14 protein-coding genes are annotated in these 18148 nt (G+C 61.5%); 7 read left to right on the top strand and 7 right to left on the bottom strand.

Annotation, left to right across the window (positions count from 1 at the left end):
- Positions 1-81 precede the first annotated feature (81 nt).
- Together B9Z43_RS05165 and B9Z43_RS05160 are read right to left on the bottom strand one after the other, a co-directional pair.
- Entirely contained in the window at positions 82-321 is a 240-nt protein-coding gene (locus B9Z43_RS05165; RefSeq protein ID WP_108323408.1) for a hypothetical protein, read from the bottom strand.
- A 141-nt stretch (positions 322-462) separates the two neighbouring features.
- On the bottom strand, positions 463-1089 hold the full coding sequence (locus tag B9Z43_RS05160; RefSeq protein ID WP_108323406.1) for a hypothetical protein: 627 nt from the start codon (positions 1087-1089) through the stop codon (positions 463-465).
- A gap of 651 nt (positions 1090-1740) precedes the next feature.
- Between B9Z43_RS05160 and B9Z43_RS05155 the strand changes: the two genes are divergently transcribed.
- The 3 genes from B9Z43_RS05155 to B9Z43_RS05145 are packed head-to-tail and all read left to right on the top strand — an operon-like array spanning position 1741 to position 5954.
- Positions 1741-2868: a Fic family protein gene (locus tag B9Z43_RS05155; protein ID WP_108323404.1), complete on the top strand. Its 1128-nt coding sequence runs from the start codon at positions 1741-1743 to the stop codon at positions 2866-2868.
- Between the two features lie 51 nt (positions 2869-2919).
- A complete protein-coding gene (locus B9Z43_RS05150; RefSeq protein ID WP_108323402.1) occupies positions 2920-5190 on the top strand; it encodes an FAD-dependent oxidoreductase in 2271 nt (756 codons plus the stop codon).
- A gap of 2 nt (positions 5191-5192) precedes the next feature.
- A complete protein-coding gene (locus B9Z43_RS05145; protein WP_108323400.1) occupies positions 5193-5954 on the top strand; it encodes a DUF3047 domain-containing protein in 762 nt (253 codons plus the stop codon).
- 10 nt (positions 5955-5964) lie between these two features.
- Here the strand turns inward: B9Z43_RS05145 and B9Z43_RS05140 are convergent, their stop codons facing one another.
- The gene (locus B9Z43_RS05140; protein ID WP_108324116.1) at positions 5965-6618 is read right to left on the bottom strand and encodes a cupin domain-containing protein; all 654 of its coding nucleotides are present in this window, start codon (positions 6616-6618) and stop codon (positions 5965-5967) included.
- 179 nt (positions 6619-6797) lie between these two features.
- Between B9Z43_RS05140 and katG the strand changes: the two genes are divergently transcribed.
- Positions 6798-8948, top strand: coding sequence for a catalase/peroxidase HPI (katG, locus tag B9Z43_RS05135; RefSeq protein WP_108323398.1), 2151 nt, complete (start codon positions 6798-6800; stop codon positions 8946-8948).
- Between the two features lie 49 nt (positions 8949-8997).
- Here katG and selD read toward each other — a convergent pair whose 3' ends face one another.
- The 4 genes from selD to B9Z43_RS05115 all read right to left on the bottom strand — a co-directional run bounded on the left by selD (position 8998) and on the right by B9Z43_RS05115 (position 15173).
- Positions 8998-11328, bottom strand: coding sequence for a selenide, water dikinase SelD (selD, locus tag B9Z43_RS05130; RefSeq protein WP_108323396.1), 2331 nt, complete (start codon positions 11326-11328; stop codon positions 8998-9000).
- Complete coding sequence (senB, locus tag B9Z43_RS05125) at positions 11329-12306, bottom strand: selenoneine biosynthesis selenosugar synthase SenB (RefSeq protein ID WP_108323394.1); 978 nt, start codon at positions 12304-12306, stop codon at positions 11329-11331. It lies immediately after the preceding gene.
- A gap of 37 nt (positions 12307-12343) precedes the next feature.
- Positions 12344-13558 carry an MFS transporter gene (locus B9Z43_RS05120; RefSeq protein WP_108323391.1) on the bottom strand — a complete coding sequence of 405 codons (1215 nt, stop codon included), beginning with the start codon at positions 13556-13558 and terminating at the stop codon, positions 12344-12346.
- An 82-nt stretch (positions 13559-13640) separates the two neighbouring features.
- Positions 13641-15173 carry a YifB family Mg chelatase-like AAA ATPase gene (locus tag B9Z43_RS05115; protein WP_108323389.1) on the bottom strand — a complete coding sequence of 511 codons (1533 nt, stop codon included), beginning with the start codon at positions 15171-15173 and terminating at the stop codon, positions 13641-13643.
- A 196-nt stretch (positions 15174-15369) separates the two neighbouring features.
- Here B9Z43_RS05115 and B9Z43_RS05110 point away from each other — a divergent pair, with 196 nt between their 5' ends.
- The 3 genes from B9Z43_RS05110 to B9Z43_RS05100 are packed head-to-tail and all read left to right on the top strand — an operon-like array spanning position 15370 to position 18052.
- Positions 15370-16134 (top strand): TorF family putative porin, encoded by a 765-nt coding sequence (locus tag B9Z43_RS05110; protein WP_108323387.1) that lies wholly within the window; start codon positions 15370-15372, stop codon positions 16132-16134.
- A gap of 29 nt (positions 16135-16163) precedes the next feature.
- A complete protein-coding gene (locus tag B9Z43_RS05105; protein WP_108323385.1) occupies positions 16164-16502 on the top strand; it encodes a P-II family nitrogen regulator in 339 nt (112 codons plus the stop codon).
- A 23-nt stretch (positions 16503-16525) separates the two neighbouring features.
- Entirely contained in the window at positions 16526-18052 is a 1527-nt protein-coding gene (locus B9Z43_RS05100) for an ammonium transporter (protein ID WP_108323382.1), read from the top strand.
- Positions 18053-18148: the final 96 nt, after the last annotated feature.

Here is an 18148-nt window from a genome sequence, read left to right as displayed (position 1 = left end):
AATAAGCATGGACATTTAACGCCAAGCTCAGCCCAGGAGGCGCGTTAGCGCCGACGTCGGTTGGAGCGTCGTGTTATACGCTCACAGGTAACTTTGAATTGAAGGAACATCCGGGTCTTCCGCCGCAACCAATGAGGCGTATTTCCTTGCCTGGGCTTGATCACCTTTCTCTTTGGCAGCATAAAAGGCTTCTAGCCAAGCATTGAGCTTGATTTCGTCATCAATCGCGTCGATGGTTGACTCAATTTGCGCTATTGCCTCATCAAATTTTCCTTGCCCGCGAAGGGCAGCACTTTGCTGAATGATGTTTTCACCTGACATTCTTTGTCTCTCCTTTATCTTTGTTGTTTATTGCGTATAACGTTGGAGATGAGGAGCAAGCAACGGCGGCACGGCCTTGGCAAAAGCGAGCAAACGTTGCACGCCGTTGTTTGTCGCCTCGATTGACTGGTTAGCCATCTCTCATAGAGGAGGAATGGAGTTGGAAGGAAGTGATGAGAGCTTTGCATCAAGCTGTTGACGCGCCACATTCAGCTCCCCTTTCGTGAGTCGTGGTCGCCATGTCTTGTACAGCTCAACAATGTTTTCCCAGTACCCGTTCGAATTTCCGTGTCGAACTGTCGCGATAAGGTCGTAGTTGTCTTCTACCGTACTACAGAAGGTACGGCCGAAAATTCTGAATGCGACCTCTTCATCTGCCACACCAGTCGTAAGGCGGGCCGATATTGACTCTAGGCGGTTTAGTGCGGGGAGCCATTCGAGTATGGCGAAGCGCGTTGCGCACTCACTCAAGAGTTCTTTGGGTACGGAGTTGAATGAAAAATCTCCAATTGGCCCGGCATAGCTACGAATGTTCTTCTCACGCTTTGCGTCGGAGTGCTTCGCTATGAGAGACACATACTCGCAAAAATACAGGTCAGCAGCTTCTATCGCGTGTTCTGCGGCCGCACGTCGGCTTCGACTCAGAATGTCGGCCTTGAGCAGAGCAAGTTGCTTGTAGGCAAAGGCTAATCCGATTGTGAGCGCTATGGTGCTCGCAAACGAAAGGACTTCTAGATAAGGGCGAATCTGAGCAACAAGTGCGTCCATGTGGCCTCAAGGATGGCTAACGCGATGTAGACCGCAAAGCCCGCTTCATACACCCGGCTCGTGTCGATACATCTTTTTGTTGAAATCGTTGCAAGCGGCCTGAGTCATGAGATTTAGGCCAGGCGTTGTATGTGCATGCAGGTATAAATTTGCAGCCCAAACCCGGCATTCAGCCGCTCGCAACTTTCCTCCTGCACCATTTAGCGCAGCAGGCATGAGGCGTCCAACTATACCCAAATAAATACAAATAAAGAGCTACAAATCTCCTTTGCGTGCAAACTCCCATGAGCCCCCTCAAATCCACCCAGAAACCAAAGCTGGGCGTAATCATTCACGTCCCCGCTGGCCACCTAGTCCAAACGCCCCTCTGTAAATCTCCAAAAACAACAATCAGCCCCCGTACAGATGACCGCCAACGCCTTCCGCAACATCGCGCAAAATGAAACCAGCCTGTGGGAAGCCGCCTATCAGCTCCGTGCCAACTCCAACCTCACGGCCACCGAATAGTCCATGCCGGTGTTGGGCGTGATCTTTTTGCGGCACGTCATCAACCGTTACCAGACCGAGCTGCAAGCTTTTTGGTGAGTAGTGCGGTGAATCACTTCACAATTCACCGCAAAATATGCGGTGAATAAGGCGCATAATCGCCGCATGTTCCCCGACAAGCCCACCCGCAAACGCACTTACCTGTGGCAGCGCACCGACTGGCCGCAGTGGCGTTATGACGCGACTGCACTGGCGGGGCCGTTGGCACAGTTGCACCGTGCGCAAGGCGAGTTGGTGGGCAGGATGGCCCATTTGGGTTTGGCGCAGCGCGATCTGGCGACTTTGCAAGCTTTGACGCAAGAGGTCATCACCACCAGCGCCATCGAAGGCGAAACGCTCAACCTGGAGGCGGTGCGCTCGTCCATCGCCCGGCGCATGGGGGTGGATATTGGCGCGCTCGCACCCGCTGACCGCCATGTGGATGGTGTGGTGGACATGGTGCTGGACGCCACCCAGCAACACGCGCAGCCGCTCACGGCTGAGCGCTTGTTTGGCTGGCATGCGGCGCTGTTTCCAACCGGTTTCAGTGGCCGTGTACGGATTCAGGTGGGCACTTGGCGCAACGATGCAGCGGGGCCGATGCAAGTGGTCTCGGGTCCGGTGGGCCGAGAAAAGGTGCACTTTGAGGCACCACCTGCCCACACCTTGCCCGCACAAACAGCTGCGTTTTTGGAGTGGTTCAACGCCGGGCCGGTGGGTGATGCGCTGGTCCACGCGGGTTTGGCGCACTTGTGGCTGGTGACTTTGCACCCGTTTGATGACGGCAACGGCCGCGTCAGCCGAGCTGTGGGCGACATGGCCTTGGCCCGCGCTGAAGGCTCTGCGCAACGGTTTTACAGCCTGAGTGCGCAAATTCAGCGCGAGCGCAAGCAGTATTACGAGCAACTCGAAATCACCCAACGCGGCACGCTGGATGTGACCCCGTGGCTGGATTGGTTTTTGGGCTGCTTGCTGCGCGCGGTGCAGGGTGCTGATGGTTTGTTGGTGGGCGTGCTGGACAAGTCGCAGTTTTGGCAAAGGTGGGCAGACACGCCGATGAATGCTCGGCAGACGCTGGTGCTCAACCGCATGCTCGATGGCATGGACGGCAAGCTGACCAACGCCAAATGGGCCACCATCGGAAAGTGCTCGGCCGACACGGCGCTGCGAGACATCAATGACTTGTTGGCGCGTGGCGTGTTGCAGCGGCTCGAAGGCGGTGGGCGCAATACGGCTTATGGTTTGGTGAAGTAGAAAAGCACGCTGCGCTGGAGATGAAGGCGCCAATCTATGGGGAGTTGTGTGATGCGTTTTCGTCAAATTCTGTTGTTGCTCTTGCTGGCGCTGGCCATCGGGGCGTTTGTGGCGCTTGACCTGGGCCGCTTCTTGAGCTTTGAGCAGCTCAAAGCCAGCCAGGCCAGTTTTGCGCAGCTGCACGCCGAGCAGCCGCTTGCGGTGGCGGTGGTCTACTTCCTTGTCTATGTGCTGGCCACGGCGTTGTCGTTTCCCGGCGCGACCATCATCACGCTGGCGGGGGGCGCGGTGTTTGGGCTGTGGCAAGGTTTGTTGATCGTGTCGTTTGCGTCCACCGTGGGCGCAACCTTGGCGTTTTTGGCATCGCGCTTTTTGTTGCGCGATTGGGTGGAGGCGCGCTTTGGTCAGCGCTTGGCCGACATCCACTTGGGCGTGGACCGCGAGGGCGGTTTTTACCTCTTCACTTTGCGCCTGATTCCGGTTGTGCCTTTCTTCTTGATCAACCTGCTCATGGGTCTCACGCGCATGAAGGTGTGGACGTATTACTGGGTCAGCCAGATCGGCATGCTGGCGGGCACGGCGGTGTATGTGAACGCGGGCACGCAGTTGGCGCAGCTTGATTCGGTGAAGGGCATCTTGAGCCCCGCGCTCTTGGGCAGCTTTGTGCTGTTGGGCCTCTTCCCGCTGGTCGCGCGCCGCATCGTCGCGGCTGTGCAAAAGCGCAAGGTCTACGCCCGCTGGGCCGACCAGCGTCCCCAAACTTTTGACCGCAACCTGATCGTCATCGGCGGCGGCGCGGGCGGTTTGGTCAGTGCCTACATCGCGGCAGCCGTCAAGGCCAAGGTCACGCTGATCGAGGCGCACAAGATGGGCGGCGACTGTTTGAACTACGGCTGTGTGCCGAGCAAAGCGCTGATCAAAAGCGCCAAGCTGGCCCACCAAATGCGCCACGCGTCGAGCTACGGCCTGAGCGATGCGGCCCCGAGCTTCAGTTTCAAGGCGGTGATGCAGCGCGTGCACGACGTGATCAAAGCCATCGAGCCGCACGACAGCATCGAGCGTTACACCGGCTTGGGTGTGGAAGTGTTGCAGGGCTACGGCAAACTGGTGAACCCGTGGACGGTGGAAGTGGCGTTGAACGACGGCACAACTCAACGCTTGACTGCCCGCAGCATCGTGATCGCCGCTGGCGCCCGCCCCTTTGTGCCGCCACTGCCCGGCTTGGACGACGTCGGCTATGTGACCAGCGACACGCTGTGGGACGAATTTGCGAAGCTCGATGAAGTGCCCAAGCGCCTGGTGGTGCTGGGCGGTGGGCCGATTGGCTGCGAGTTGGCGCAAAGCTTTGCGCGACTGGGCTCACACGTCACCCAAGTGGAAATGGGCGCACGCATCATGGTGCGCGAAGACGCAGAGGTGAGCGAACTAGCCAAAGCCGCACTGGAGGCCGACGGCGTGAAAGTGCTCACCGGCCACAAGGCGCTGCGCTGCGAGCTTCGTCCTTCTCCCGTCACTGCGAGCGCAGCGAAGGAGTCTATGGATCGCCACGCTTCGCTCGCGATGACGGATAAAGGGTTCGCGATGACGAGCGAAGGTGTCGCGTCCACTTTCGAAAAATGCCTGATCGTTGAGCACAACGGTCAAGAGCAAGTCATTCCATTTGACCAACTGCTGTGCGCCGTGGGCCGCGTGGCGCGTTTGCAGGGTTATGGCCTGGAAGACTTGGGCATCCCCACGCACCGCACCGTGGAGACCAACGAGTACCTGCAAACCATCTACCCCAACATTTACGCCGCAGGCGACGTGGCGGGGCCGTTCCAGTTCACGCATACCGCCGCACACCAAGCCTGGTACGCCGCAGTCAACGCGCTGTTTGGCGAGTGGAAGCTGTTCAAGGCCGACTACTCGGTGATTCCGTGGGCGACTTTCATCGACCCCGAGGTGGCGCGTGTGGGACTGAACGAGCAGGAAGCGAAAGAGAAAAACATCGCTTATGAAGTCACGAAATACAACATCGACGATCTGGACCGCGCCATTGCAGACAGCGAAGCGCAGGGTTTTGTGAAGGTGCTCACCGTGCCGGGCAAAGACAAGATTTTGGGCGTGACCATCGTGGGCGCACACGCGGCAGACTTGCTGGCCGAGTACGTGCTGGCCATGAAACATGGCCTGGGCCTGAACAAGATCTTGGGCACCATCCACACCTACCCCACGATGGCCGAAGCCAACAAATACGCGGCGGGCGAATGGAAGCGGACGCATGCGCCGCAGCGCTTGCTGGCGTGGGTCAAGAAGTACCACGACTTCAAACGCGGAGCCTGAGCATGGCAAGGCACCTCCGTGCATTCGCCGCCGCTGGGCTCTTGGCCTGGAGCGCCCACGCCACATCGCCCTTGTCTTTGTCAGGTCCGCTGTTGCCGTTCACGAGCCAGCACAGCGCCAACACCCCAGGCTGGCGCTTTGTGGGCTTGCCCAACAAACCCGAGATCGGCGCCACGCGTTTTGAACTGGGCCAAGTCGACGGCGTGGCCGGTGTGCAGATGCGCACCAACCAGTCGTACGGCACCTGGGCACACGACTGGCGCGGCACTGCAGGCACGTTGCAATGGCGCTGGCGCTTGGACCAAGCCTTGAGCGGTGGCCAGCGCCCTGCCGACTTGCGGCGCAAAGACGGTGATGACGCCGCACTCAAAGTGTGTGTGATGTTTGACCATGCGCTCGATCGCGTGCCCTTTGGCGAACGCACGCTGCTGCGTGTGGCGCGATCGGTGAGCGGCGAAAACCTGCCCGCCGCCACCGTGTGTTATCTGTGGGACCCGCTGCAAGCCAGTGGCACCTCAGCCGCCAACCCCTACAGCCGCCGCGTGCGCTACGTGGTGGTGCAAGGCACTGGCGCACCACTCCAGCAGTGGCTCAGCGAATCACGCGATGTGGCGCAAGACTTCCTCGCGCTCTTTGGCGATGAACTGCCTGTGGGCAGTGCCAAAACCGCCGTGCCCGCAGTCAGCGCGGTGGTGATCGGCGCGGACAGCGACAACACGCAAGCGCGCAGCAGCGGCTGGGTCGCGCAGCTTCAGTGGCGCTGAGGCGTGTGCGTCACACCAGGTGACCGGTTTTCACCAGAATCAAACAGCCTTCTCGGCTAAACGGTTGGTGCTGGCTCATGTGCGGGCTGCGCAGCCAGCTGCCTGCCGGGTAGTTGCCGTGCTCGTCTGAGAACACGCCTTCAACCACAAAGATTTCTTCACCGCCCCAATGCCGGTGTGGGTTGAAAAACGTCTGCGGGGCCCAGCGCACCAGCGCGGTGTTTTGCGTCTCGAAGGTGTTCAGTGGCAAAACCTTCAGGCCCTCGACCATGCCTTGGTGCCAGGGGGTGTGGCGCGAGTCAATCACCACGCGTTCGCTGTCGCGTGGGTCCAAATGGCGCAGCTTCACAAACAGGGTGCAACCCTCGGCCGTGAAGGGCGCGTGTGCGCTGCCCACCGGGTTCTTGATGTAAGTGCCGGGGCCATAAACACCGTGCTCGTCTTGCAAAGTGCCTTCGAGCACCAGGATTTCTTCGCCACCGCCGTGCGTGTGCGCGTCAAACGCGGAGCCCGCTGCGTAGCGCACGATGGAGGTGGCCCGCGCCACCTCACCACCATCGCGCTCCAGCAAGCGGCGTGACACGCCCGCCGCAGGTGAAGCCACCCAGTCGAGCGTGTGGCTGTTGACCACACAGCGCTGGCTCAGGTCAGAGTTGAGGGTCATCTTGTCGTTCATGTTTGAGCGTTGTCATGTTGTGTCGCTGCCAAGTGTGCCCCAATGGCTGTGCGGCCTGAGGGTGCGGCCAATTCACATGATGGAGTTAGCCAAAAGCAATTGGATTAAATCAGTTAATCAACCTAACCTATCAGCCAGTCCATCCATTCACCCCAAAGGAGATCGTCATGTCCAACGACAGCAAATGCCCCGTGATGCACGGTGGCAACACCAGCACAGGCAACACCCCCATGGCCTGGTGGCCCAAAGCACTGAACTTGGACATCCTGCACCAGCACGACACCCAAACCAATCCGCTCGGGCCTGACTTCAACTACCGCGAAGAAGTCAAAAAACTGGACGTGCCAGCGCTCAAAAAGGACCTGACCGCGCTCATGACCGACAGCCAAGACTGGTGGCCTGCCGATTGGGGCCACTACGGTGGCTTGATGATCCGCATGGCCTGGCACTCGGCGGGCACTTACCGCATTGCCGACGGCCGAGGGGGTGCGGGCACCGGCAACCAGCGTTTCGCTCCGCTCAACTCCTGGCCTGACAACGCCAACCTGGACAAAGCACGCCGCTTGCTCTGGCCCATCAAAAAGAAATACGGCAACCGCATCAGCTGGGCCGATTTGATGATCTTGGCGGGCAACGTGGCTTATGAATCGATGGGCCTCAAGACCTATGGCTTTGCATTTGGCCGCGAAGACATCTGGCACCCTGAGAAGGACATTTATTGGGGAGCCGAAAAAGAGTGGATGGGTGCGGACCGCTACGAAAGCGACCAACGCGAGTCGCTCGAAAACCCGCTGGCGGCGGTGCAAATGGGCTTGATCTATGTGAACCCCGAAGGTGTCAATGGCCAACCCGATCCTTTGCGCACCGCACAAGATGTGCGCCTGACCTTTGCGCGCATGGCCATGAACGACGAAGAGACCGTGGCGCTGACGGCGGGCGGCCACACGGTGGGCAAGGCCCACGGCAACGGCAGCGCGCAAAAGCTGGGCCCTGCACCCGAGGGTGCTGACTTGCACGAGCAAGGCTTTGGTTGGATGAACCACAGCAGCCGGGGTGTTGGCCGCGACACCGTGACCAGCGGCATCGAAGGTGCCTGGACCACCCACCCCACGCAATGGGACAACGGCTACTTCCATTTGCTGCTGAATTACGACTGGGAATTGACCAAGAGCCCGGCAGGTGCCCACCAGTGGAAGCCGATCAACATCCAACCCGAGGACATGCCGGTCGATGTGGAGGACCCATCGATCCGCCTGCAGCCGATGATGACCGACGCCGACATGGCCATGAAAATGGACCCGGCGTACCGCGTGATTTCGGAGCGCTTCTACAAAGACCCCGACTACTTCACCCAAGTGTTTGCGCGTGCATGGTTCAAGCTCACCCACCGCGACATGGGACCGAAGGTGCGCTACATCGGCCCTGAAGTGCCGCAAGAAGACCTCATCTGGCAAGACCCCATTCCTGCTGGCAAATCCAACTACGACGTGGCGGCTGTCAAAGCCAAAATCGCCGCCAGTGGCTTGAGCGTGAGCGACATGATCAGCACCGCTTGGGACAGTGCCCGCACCTACCGTGGCTCAGACATGCGCGGTGGTGCCAACGGTGCACGCATTCGTTTGGCTCCTCAGAAAGATTGGGAAGGCAACGAGCCTGCACGTTTGGGCCAAGTGCTTCAGGTCTTGGAAGGCATTGCCAAAGACAGCGGCGCCAGCGTGGCCGATGTGATCGTGTTGGCTGGCAATGTGGGCTTGGAAAAAGCCATTCAAGCCGCAGGCTTGAAGGTGGATGTGCCGTTCATGCCAGGCCGGGGCGATGCTACGCAAGAGATGACCGACGTGGAGTCGTTTGCCGTGCTCGAACCCATTCACGATGGCTTTCGCAACTGGGTGCAAAAGAACTATGCGGTCAGCCCCGAAGAGCTGTTGTTGGACCGCGCCCAACTCATGGGACTCACCGCACACGAGATGACCGTGTTGGTGGGCGGCATGCGTGTGCTGGGCACCAACCACGGCGGTTCCAAGCAGGGCGTGTTCACCGACCGTGTGGGCGTGTTGAGCAACGACTTCTTTGTGGCCCTCACCGACATGGCGTATCAGTGGAAGCCCACGGGCCGCAACTCTTACGACATCTGTGATCGCCAAACAGGCCAGGCCAAGTGGACGGCTTCACGCGTGGACTTGGTCTTGGGTTCCAACTCGGTCTTGCGTGCTTATGCCGAGGTGTATGCCCAAGACGACAACCGCGAGAAGTTTGTGCGCGACTTTGTGGCCGCATGGACCAAGGTCATGAACGCTGACCGGTTTGACTTGAGCTGACCGTCTTGTCTTTTGCGGGGAGGCGCATGGGCCTCTCCCGCAAAGCACTTCAGGTTTTCAAAACCACCGGCTCGATGGCCTGGCTTGCGGCCATGACGCGGCCAATGATGGCGGTGTGTGCATAACCGGCCGCCTGCAGCGCGGCCACGCAGGCGTCGGCCTGTTCAGCAGGCACGCTGGCCAGCAGGCCGCCAGCGGTTTGCGGGTCAAACAGTAGGGGGTAACGGGCGTCTTGCACAAACTCCTCGGCGTTGCGCAGGGCGCGGCGCAAGCGCACATTGGCGGGCTGCAGCGAGCTGACGATGCCCGCCTTGACGCATTCCACCGCGCCGTCCAGCAACGGCAGGGCGCTCAGTTGCAGCTCGGCGTCCACACCCGAGGGGCGCGTCATCTCGACCAGATGGCCCAGCAGGCCAAAGCCGGTCAGGTCGGTGCAGGCGGTGGCGCCATAAGCGCTCAGGATTTGCGCACCCACCTGGTTGGACATGAGCATGGACTGCATGGCCCCATCGATCCAGCGGCCACGCGCTGCACCGCGGGCATGGGCTGCAAACAAGGTGCCGGTGCCGATCGGCTTGGTCAGCACCAGCAGGTCGCCCGCTTGCATGCCGCCTTTGCGCATGACCTGGGCCATCTTCTCGTCGATCAGGCCGTTGATGGCAAAGCCCAGGGCCAGCTCGCGGCCCTCGCCGGTGTGGCCACCGACCAAGCTGCAACCGGCGGCGTTGAGCACTTCCACCGCGCCGCCCATCATTTGCAGCAACAGGTCTTCGACCTTGGCTTCCAGCCCCGGGGGCACGGTGCACACCGCGGTGGCGGTCTGCGGCTCGCCGCCCATGGCAAAGATGTCGCCCAGCGCGTGGTTGGCCGCCACCTTGCCAAACAGATAGGGGTCGTCGATGAAGGCGCGAAAGAAGTCCACCGTCTGCACCACGGCTTTGCCCGCAGGCACTTTGACCACGGCTGCATCGTCGGGCTCGTGCAGGCCGATCAGCACATCCTGGCGTGCGACCGGCTGCAAGCTGCCCAGCGCCCGCGACAAAATGTTGGCACCCACCTTGGCCCCACAGCCGCCGCAGCGCATGGCGATGGCCGACAGCGCTTGCAAGGATTCTTCGCTGCTCAGTTGCATGCCCTGTCGGCCCGCAGCCGGAGCACGCCAGGCCGAGAAAGCCTGTGTCAGCAAGGCCCACAGCGAGGCTGTGCGAGGCTGTGCCATCGGTGCAAATTCGTTGAAGCGCCGCATGAACTGGCGGTCGATGCTGTCTTTCCAGCGCCACACCCAGCCACCGGCAAAGCCCAGTGGGCCGCGCGAAGCGACCGCGTAGCGGTTGCCGGTCGAGATCAAGGCCAGCCAACGGCGTTGCGGCGTGTAGGGCTGCAGCGCTTGGCCGCGCAAGCTGCGCCGCAAGTTGCTCGCCAGAGGCTTGGCCATGCGCACGGCGAACACACCGGCTTTTTCGAGCGGGCGCTCGGAAAAGCAGGCGATGTCGCCAGCTGCAAAAATTTTCGGATCGGTCAGCGTTTGCAATTGCGCATTGACCTGGATGAAGCCGTTCGCGTCGAGTGCCAGGCCGGTGCTTTGCAACCAGGCCGGGCCGCCCGCTTGCGTGACCCACATGGTTTCGTCGGCGTCAAAGGTGCGCCCGCTTTTGGTGTGCAGGCAACCGGGTGAGACTTGCACCACCTCGGCGCCGGTGTGCACCTCGACATTGCGCTCGCGCAGCACACGCACAAAGCGCGCGCGCACACCGCTGTTGTGGGTGGGCAGCAGCGTGTCCGAGGCGGTCAGCAGCACGAAGTTGAGGTCTTCCGGGTTGCGCCCCAGGGCTTTGAGTTCATGGCGCAAACGGTATTGCATGGCCAGCAGCAACTCCACGCCGCCTGCGCCACCGCCGACCACGGCCACCGTCATGCGGCCACGCCACTCGCGCACTTTGACCAGCAACTGCAGCCAGCGCTGGTTGAACTGGGCAATCGGCTTGACCGGCACGGCCAAGGCCTGCGCACCTTCGATCTGCTGGACCTGCGGGGTCGAGCCGATGTTGATCGATAAGAGGTCGTAAGCCACAGGCGGGCGGTGGCGGCAAATCACTTGTTGGTTTTGCCGGTCGATGCCGATCACCTCGTCGCGGTAAAGGCGTGCGCCGGTGGCGGCGGCCAGTCGGCCCAAGTCGATGTGCACTTCGTCAAAGCTGTAGTGTCCGGCCACATAGCCGGGCAGCATGCCCGAGTAAGGCGTGTCGGTGTCGGTGCAGATGACGGTGATGCGCAAGCCCGGCTCGGGCTTCATGGCGAACATGCGCAGCACGCCCACATGGCTGTGGCCACCGCCCACCAGCACCAGGTCGCGCAGCACGGGTTGTTCAGAAGATTGCATTCAATGGGTCCAGAGATCCTGCACCCAGCGGTGCAGCGCAGAGCGTTCGGCTTGCGGTTCAAACAGTGTGGCGCGTTCGGCGCACAGAGCCGACAAGTGTGACAGCAAGCCACCAACCGAGTTTTGATTTGATCGGCATTGCTGCAACAAATTGGTCAGTGCGGGGGCATCGCCCACCTCAAACGTACCCGGGTAATTGTCGCCGAGCATGCCCAGGTTGCCGTCAATGCGCGAGGCCAGCACCGGGGTGCCGCTGCGCAGGGCTTCCATCAGCACATGGGCGCCGCCTTCCATGCGGCTGGTGTGCACCAGCAGGTGGGCGCGCTGGATGCGCTGCAAGGTCGCGGCATGGGGCAGGCCACCCAGCCAGCGGTACCGCGGGCACTGTGTTTGTGTCTCGTGTGCGGCCTGGCCCAGTGCCGGGTCGAGCGCCTGGCCGATGTGGTCGATGAAGATGTCCGGCTGCATGCGCAGCAGCTGTGCAGCGGCCATCAGTGTGCGTGGGTCTTTTTCATCGCGCATGTGGCCGACCATCACCACGCGCATGTGGCGTGCGGTTTTGACCAGGGTCTGCCGTGAACCACCGGAGGCCACGATGACCCGTGTCTTGCTGTGAAGCTCTTGGGGCAGCGCTTGCAGGCCTTGGCTTTGCAGCACGACCAGGCTGTGGGCTTGGGTCAGAGCGGCTTGCGCTGCCGCGTCGTGCTGGATGTCGCGGTACAAGTCGGTGCCGGTGAGCACCAGGCCCAGGCCTTTGGGGCCGCGCTGATCGAACCAAGCTTGCACGGCCGCAGCAGAGCGTCGCGCATGCAGGGCCAGCATGATGTCGTCTTGCGCGGCTTGTGCGTCGGGCCACTCGCGCACGATGCGCACCGTGTGGGGTGCCAGCAGGCTTTTCCAGCGTTGGGCGGTTTGCCAGTTGCCATTGTTGGCGTCGGCCAAGGCAGGGCTGACAATGAGCACACGGAGTTTTTGCATCGCCGGTTTATACCTGAACGGTCTCAGAGGCCGAGCCTCAGTGCCTGCGGGCCCGAAGCGTCAGGTGCTGTGTCAGCCACAGGGCAGAGGCCCCCAGCACGCTGGCCAGCAGCAGCCACCACAAAGCCAGCGCATAGCCCTTGTCGGGCGACCACAGCAAACCCACGGCCAGTGGCGCGGCCGCACGGGCCAGTGCAATCGGCAGGCCGAGCAAACCGTTGAGCTGGCCCACATGGGCCCGGCTCACGTATTGCGCCATGGCTGTGCCTTTGACGATGGTGTTCATGCCATTGCCCAGGCCGTACAGCACCACGAACACCACCGCGGCCACAGGCTGCAAGCCGCCCACGATCAGGACCAGCAGACCCAAGGGGATCAAAGTGGGGATCCAGCGGTTGGCGGTGTGCACATCCCAATAGCGCTCAAACACAAACAGCAAGAGCCGCCCCAGCACCTGGATCACACCAATGGCCGCAGGGATGGCGATCACCCAGGCCGGGGGCAAGTGGGCCTCTTGCAGCAAGGCGATCATGTGGGCAGGCAAGGCCGAGGTGACCGCCATCATGAACAGTGTGAATACGGCCAGCAGCCAAAACGGGGCCTGGCGCAGGTGGGTTCTGACCGACACGGGTCGGGGTTCGTGTGGCTCGGTGCGCTGGATGCCGCGTCGGGCACCTTGCAACAGCCAGGCATGCAAGGGGGCACACAGCAGCAGCTGCAAAGCCGCCAATGCCCACAGGGCGTGGCGCCAGCCCCACAGGGCCATCCACCATGAAAACAGCGGGATGAACACGGTGCTGGCCAGCCCGCCCAAAAAGGTGAGGGTGATGATGGCGCGGCGAAAGTCTTGCGCAAAGCGCCGGGTGACCACCGCAAAGGCGGGCGTGTACAGCGTGGCGGCCAAGCCCAGACCCAGCCAGATCCAGACCGCGTAAAAACCGTTGACGCTTTGCACTTGGCTGTGCGCGATCAGACCCAGACCGACCCAGACAGAGCCCACGGTCATGACCTTGCGTTCATGCCCTTGGTCGATCCAGCGGCCCACCAGATAAGCCATCAGGCCCTCGGCCAGCAAGGCCAGACTGAAGGCCAGTGACGATTGCGCACGGCTCATGCCCAGCTCAGCCTCCAGCGGGGTCATCAGCAAAGAGAAGGTGTAGAACACGCTGCCCCAGGTGATGAGCTGGGGCAAGGACAAGCAGACGCTGAAGGGACCCAAGGCCTTCGGCGATGGGCGGCTGAAAAAACGCATGCACGCATTATCGCGAGCGGGCTGCTGCAACAGCGCGCATTCAAGACAGTGCGCCAGGCCTGCAGGCCAAAAGCCTTGAGGCTCAGTGTTCCTTGAGCACGCGCCGGTATTGCACCGCTTCGGCCACATGGGCGGCCTCGATGGTGGCACTGCCGGCCAGGTCCGCGATGGTGCGGGCCACTTTGAGGCTGCGGTGCGTGCTGCGGCCGCTCCAGCCCAGTTGGGCGGCGGCTTTTTGCAGCAAGGCGCTGGCCTTGTCACTCAGGCGCGATTGCGCATCGATGGCCTGGCCTTGCAAGTCCGCATTGGCGCAGCCTTGCCGGGCCAGCGCGAAGTTACGCGCCGCCAGACTGCGTGCGGCGATGGCTTCGGTGCTCTCGCCCGCTGGCGCTGTCAGCAAGTCGGTGGCGGGCAGGCTGGGCACTTCGATGTGCAGATCGATCCGGTCCAGCAGCGGCCCACTGAGCTTGCCTTGGTAGCGGCTGACCTGGTCAGGCGAGCAGCGACACGCCCGCGTGGGGCTGCCCAGATAACCGCAAGGGCAGGGGTTCATGGCCGCGATCAGCTGGAACCGCGCCGGAAACTCGGCGCGCCGTGCGGCCCGTGCGATGGTGATGGTGCCGGTCTCCAGCGGTTCGCGCAGGGCTTCGAGTGCGGCGCGTGGAAATTCTGGCAGCTCGTCCAGAAACAGCACCCCGTGGTGCGCCAGTGAAATCTCGCCTGGCCGGGGCGGCGAGCCGCCTCCGACCAAAGCCACCGCACTGGCCGAATGGTGCGGTTGACCGGTTGGGCGCTGCGCCCAGCGCGAGAGCTCAAAACGCCCGGCCAGGCTGGCGATGGCGGCCGACTCCAGCGCGTCTTCGATGGCCATGGGCGGCAGCAAACCTGCAAAACGCTGCGCCAGCATCGACTTGCCCGAGCCAGGCGGCCCGACCATGAGCAGGGAGTGAGCGCCAGCAGCGGCAATTTCCAGCACCCGTTTGACGCCCGCTTGGCCTTTCACGTCGGCCAGGTCGGCATAGCGGGGTGGATCGGTCGGGGTCGTGGCGCTCAGACGGGCCCAGCCCTCGCCAGGCTCGGGTGGTGGCTCGGCCGATGGCGGCAAAAACTGTTGCACCACATCCAGCAGGTGCTTGGCGCGAAAGACTTCGGCATCGGGCACCAGCGCGGCTTCTTCGGCGCTGCCCGGCGGCAGCACCAGGCGGGTGCGCACCTGCTGCTGGCGCAGCGCCAGGCTCATGGCCAAGGCCCCGCGGATGGGCCTGAGCTCACCCGACAAAGACAGCTCGCCTGCGAACTCGTGACCGACCAGCTTGGCCGCATCGATTTGGCCGCTGGCCGCCAGAATGCCCAAGGCGATCGGCAAGTCCAGCCGCCCGGAGTCTTTGGGCAGATCGGCCGGGGCCAAATTGACGGTGATGCGTTTGTTGTGCGGAAACTCCAGCCCGCTGTTTTGCAAGGCGGAGCGCACACGTTCGCGGGCCTCCTTGACTTCGACATCGGCCAAACCCACCAAAGTGAAGTTGGGCAGGCCGTTGGCCAGATGCACCTCGACGGTGACCGCGGGCGCTTGCAGCCCGACCAATGCACGGCTGTGCACCAAAGAAAGACTCATATCCCCTCCCTGCCCCATGTTGGTGCATGGTTTGTGTGCGTGCACGCTGACGTGGCGTGCACTTCTTATTCCAATGGGATTGAACCATGCACAGAGTGGCGGCGCACTGGTGAATGCCCCAGTTTCAAGCGCAACAGCTGTTGGCACGGTCCGTGCTTAAGAGGTACGTCCTCAACAACTTTTCACCGGAGTCCATATGAAAAAGATCCTCGTTCCTTCCCTGATCGCCCTGGCCGTGAGCGCTTTGGCTTCCGTGGCCCAAGCCCAGACAGCCCCTGAAAGCACGCTGTCTTACAACGCTGGCGTTGTGAGCGACTACCGTTACCGTGGTCTCTCGCAGACACGCTTTGACCCTGCACTGCAAGGCGGTGTGGATTACGCAGACAAGAGCGGTTTCTATGTCGGTGCTTGGGGCTCGACCATCAAGTGGATCAAGGATGCAGGCGCAACAGCCGGCTCCGTTGAAATCGATTTGTACGGCGGCTACAAAGGTGCTGTGGGTGATGTCGCTTATGACATGGGTTTTCTGCGCTATGAGTACGCGGGCAACAAACTCAAGAACACCGTTGTCTATGGCAATGCCAACACCAATGAACTCTATGGTGCCGTGACTTACGGTTTGTTCACCGCCAAATACTCCCATGCCATTTCCAACCTGTTCGGCAACCTGGACAGCAAGAACAGCTATTACGTTGACCTGAGTGCAGCGCTGGACTTGGGCGACGGCTACAGCCTGGTGCCTCATGTGGGCTACCAAAAGCTCAAGGGTGCTGGCAATGCCGCTGGTTCTTACACCGATTACGCATTGACCTTGGCCAAAGATTTGGGCGATGGTTTGTCTTTGACTGGGGCAGTGGTGGGCACGGATGCAGACAAGAACTTCTATTACACACCTGGCAAAGCGGGCGTGGAAGGCTTGGGTAAAACCGGCGTCGTTCTGGGTCTGAAGTACACCTTCTGATTGCCTCATATTCATACCAAGGAGCCATCATGAAACTGGTGACCGCCATCATCAAACCCTTCAAGCTGGACGAAGTGCGTGAAGCACTTTCGGGCATCGGCGTGCAGGGCATCACCGTGACCGAAGTCAAAGGCTTTGGTCGTCAAAAAGGCCACACCGAGCTGTACCGCGGCGCGGAATACGTGGTCGACTTTTTGCCCAAAGTGAAGATCGAAGCCGCTGTGTCCAACGAGTTGGTCGAGCGCGTGATCGAAGCCATCGAGTCCGGTGCCCGCACCGGCAAGATTGGCGACGGCAAGATCTTTGTGTACGACCTCGAACAAGTGGTTCGCATCCGCACCGGTGAGACCGGCGGCGAAGCCCTTTGATAGACAAGAAAGAGAGTCGAAAAATGAAAAAGCTACTCGCTTCGTTGGCCCTGGGCTTGTCCCTTGGCTTTGGTTTGTTGGGCGCTGGCTCTGTGGCCATGGCTCAAACAGCACCAGCGGCCGTCACGGCACCCGCAGCCGATGCCAAAGCGGCCGCACCCGCACCGGCTGCTGCCGCAGAGGCCGCTGCACCTGCAGAAGCCGCACCCGCACCTGTGCCCAACAAGGGTGACACAGGCTGGATGCTGCTGTCCACCTTGCTGGTCTTGATGATGGCCGTGCCCGGTCTGGCCTTGTTCTACGGCGGCTTGGTCCGCAGCAAGAACATGCTGTCGGTGCTCATGCAAGTCATGGTCACTTTCTCGCTGATCCTGGTGCTCTGGTTTGTCTACGGTTACAGCTTGGCTTTCACCGAAGGCAGTGCCTTCATCGGCGGTTTCGATCGCCTGTTCATGAAAGGCATTTGGGACAACGCAGCCGGCACTTTCGCCAATGCAGCCACCTTCTCGAAGGGCGTCTACATTCCTGAAATCGTCTTCGCTGCCTTCCAGGCCACGTTTGCGGGCATCACTTGTGCGCTGATCGTCGGTGCCTTTGCTGAGCGCGTGAAGTTCTCTGCTGTGCTGGCTTTCATGGTGCTGTGGTTCACCTTCAGCTACCTGCCGATCGCTCACATGGTCTGGTTCTGGATGGGTCCTGACGCCTACGCTTCCAAAGAAGTTGTGGACGAAATGACTTCCAAGGCAGGCTTGCTGTGGCAGTGGGGCGCGCTGGACTTCGCTGGCGGTACCGTGGTGCACATCAACGCCGCTGTGGCTGGTCTGGTCGGTGCCTTCATGATTGGCAAACGCGTCGGATACGGCCGTGAATCCATGGCGCCTCACAGCCTGACATTGACCATGGTCGGTGCCGCCTTGCTGTGGGTGGGCTGGTTCGGCTTCAACGCAGGCTCCGCACTGGAAGCCAACGGTTTCGCTGCCCTGGCCTTCATCAACACCATGATGGCCACAGCCGCTGCTGTGATCGCCTGGTGCCTGGGTGAAGCCCTGATGCGTGGCAAAGCTTCCATGCTGGGTGCCGCTTCTGGTGCCGTCGCTGGCCTGGTCGCCATCACGCCCGCAGCCGGCAACGTCGGCATCGGCGGTGGCGTGATCATCGGCTTCATCGCTGGTTTCGCCTGCCTGTGGGGTGTCAACGGCCTGAAGAAACTGCTCGGCGCTGACGACTCGCTGGACGTCTTCGGTGTGCACGGCGTCGGCGGTATCGTCGGTGCTTTGCTGACCGGCGTGTTCAACTCGCCAGCCTTGGGCGGCCCCAGCGCTGTGGGCGACTGGGTCACCGTGGCCATGGTCACTCCGGACGCTTACTCCATCGCTGCACAAGTGTGGATCCAGGCCAAGGCTGTGCTGCTGACCATCGTCTGGTCGGGTGTGGTGTCGGTCGCTGCCTACAAGATCGTGGACCTGACCATCGGTTTGCGTGTCTCGGAAGAGCAAGAGCGCGAAGGTCTGGACATCTCCTCGCACGGCGAGTCGGCTTACCACGGTTGATCTCTCCTGCGGTGACGCCAGTCACCGCCCCAAAGCCCGCAGCGCTTGCGCCCTGCGGGCTTTTTTCATGGGTGTTTGGCGCGGGTGGATGTCGAC

The organism is Limnohabitans sp. MMS-10A-192, from assembly GCF_003063335.1.
GTDB lineage: Bacteria > Pseudomonadota > Gammaproteobacteria > Burkholderiales > Burkholderiaceae_C > Limnohabitans_A.
The sequence above is the reverse complement of the archived record's forward strand: the minus strand, read 5'-3'. Positions and strand labels throughout refer to the sequence as shown.

What these genes read in the sequence shown, in the direction of transcription:
- B9Z43_RS05140 (WP_108324116.1), bottom strand. Translation starts at nt 6,618, where the DNA reads ATGACCCTCAACTCTGACCTGAGCCAGCGCTGTGTGGTCAACAGCCAC.
- B9Z43_RS05110 (WP_108323387.1), top strand. Translation starts at nt 15,370, where the DNA reads ATGAAAAAGATCCTCGTTCCTTCCCTGATCGCCCTGGCCGTGAGCGCT.
- senB (WP_108323394.1), bottom strand. Translation starts at nt 12,306, where the DNA reads ATGCAAAAACTCCGTGTGCTCATTGTCAGCCCTGCCTTGGCCGACGCC.
- katG (WP_108323398.1), top strand. Translation starts at nt 6,798, where the DNA reads ATGTCCAACGACAGCAAATGCCCCGTGATGCACGGTGGCAACACCAGC.
- B9Z43_RS05120 (WP_108323391.1), bottom strand. Translation starts at nt 13,558, where the DNA reads ATGCGTTTTTTCAGCCGCCCATCGCCGAAGGCCTTGGGTCCCTTCAGC.
- B9Z43_RS05115 (WP_108323389.1), bottom strand. Translation starts at nt 15,173, where the DNA reads ATGAGTCTTTCTTTGGTGCACAGCCGTGCATTGGTCGGGCTGCAAGCG.
- B9Z43_RS05150 (WP_108323402.1), top strand. Translation starts at nt 2,920, where the DNA reads ATGCGTTTTCGTCAAATTCTGTTGTTGCTCTTGCTGGCGCTGGCCATC.
- B9Z43_RS05165 (WP_108323408.1), bottom strand. Translation starts at nt 321, where the DNA reads ATGTCAGGTGAAAACATCATTCAGCAAAGTGCTGCCCTTCGCGGGCAA.
- B9Z43_RS05105 (WP_108323385.1), top strand. Translation starts at nt 16,164, where the DNA reads ATGAAACTGGTGACCGCCATCATCAAACCCTTCAAGCTGGACGAAGTG.
- selD (WP_108323396.1), bottom strand. Translation starts at nt 11,328, where the DNA reads ATGCAATCTTCTGAACAACCCGTGCTGCGCGACCTGGTGCTGGTGGGC.
- B9Z43_RS05155 (WP_108323404.1), top strand. Translation starts at nt 1,741, where the DNA reads ATGTTCCCCGACAAGCCCACCCGCAAACGCACTTACCTGTGGCAGCGC.
- B9Z43_RS05160 (WP_108323406.1), bottom strand. Translation starts at nt 1,089, where the DNA reads ATGGACGCACTTGTTGCTCAGATTCGCCCTTATCTAGAAGTCCTTTCG.
- B9Z43_RS05100 (WP_108323382.1), top strand. Translation starts at nt 16,526, where the DNA reads ATGAAAAAGCTACTCGCTTCGTTGGCCCTGGGCTTGTCCCTTGGCTTT.
- B9Z43_RS05145 (WP_108323400.1), top strand. Translation starts at nt 5,193, where the DNA reads ATGGCAAGGCACCTCCGTGCATTCGCCGCCGCTGGGCTCTTGGCCTGG.